This window comes from Halomonas sp. AOP30-A1-24 (genome assembly GCF_052378165.1).
GTDB lineage: Bacteria > Pseudomonadota > Gammaproteobacteria > Pseudomonadales > Halomonadaceae > Vreelandella > Vreelandella citrativorans.
Map to the genome: position 1 here is coordinate 1 of NZ_JBQSXL010000083.1, position 1,138 is coordinate 1,138.

Annotated in this window: 1 protein-coding gene; it reads left to right on the top strand. The window is 56.7% G+C overall.

Translation table 11 applies throughout. From position 1 onward, the window contains the following. Positions 1-20 precede the first annotated feature (20 nt). Positions 21-1,138, top strand: a 1,118-nt coding sequence (locus tag ACT3TJ_RS17955) for an IS1380 family transposase (protein WP_444666131.1), incomplete at its 3' end; no start/stop codon positions are given.

A 1,138-nucleotide genomic window follows, 5' to 3' on the forward strand; every position in this document is an offset into this window, starting at 1 on the left:
CACCAACAGCCGCTTCCAAAATGGTACCTGAAAAGCTGACCTTCTCGCCACTCTCACGCCGCCAAATTGAAGCCGACTTCTCCGGGGGCCACATTACGTCGGACGCCGGATTACTCCTGCTTCGTGAAGTCGATAAACAGCATCGCCTGACACGCCGCTTGGCCGCCGTGCTTCATGATCCCCGCGCACCGGAACAGGTTCGTCATAAGCTCGACACTTTGGTTCGTCAGCGGGTGTTCGGTGTCGCCGCTGGCTATGAAGATTTCAACGACCATGAGGCCCTGCGCTATGATCAGGCCCTTCAGACAGCGCTCGGTGAAGAGGATACGCTGGCAGGCAAGTCGACGCTGTGCCGGGTGGAGCAGAACGCCGATCGGCAAGCAATAGTGAAGGCCCATGAGTTGCTGTGGCATCACTTCATTGAACAGCATGACGAACCACCAAAGGAGATCGTGCTGGACTTTGATGGCACCGACATCCCCGTGCATGGCGAGCAACCCGGCAAGTTCTTTAACCGTTATTACGATCACCACTGCTACTTCCCACTGTATGTCTTCTGTGGGCGCCACTTACTGGTGAGCTATCTGCGCACCAGTGACCGCAGCGACAGCCGCCATAGCTGGGCGATCCTCGCCTTACTGGTACGCTTTATCCGTCAATACTGGCCCGATACGCGCATCGTGTTACGAGGTGATAGCCACTTTTGTCGTCCCCGGATGCTGAACTGGTGTGATCGGCATCACGTCGACTACATCGTGGGAATCGCCAAGAACAGCCGGCTGCTCAAGGAAGTGGATGTGCCCATGATGCTGGTGCGCAAGACCCAATGGCAGGTGGGAGGGAAAGTGGCAGAGACGTTTCGCTTCCAGTATCAAGCCCACTCCTGGAAATACTCACGCTGGGTGGTGGCCCGCCTGGAAGAAGGCGAGTTAGGCTCTAATCCCCGGTTTATCATCAGTTCCCGTTACGATGATGGCTTCAAGCTTTACTACGAGCAGTACTGTGCCCGGGGTGACATGGAGAACCGGATCAAGGATCAACAACTGAGCCTGTTTGCTGACCGGACCTCCAGCACGCACTGGTGGGCCAATCAGTGGCGGCTGATCTTGTCGGGCTTCGCTTATACGCTGTTCGAGCG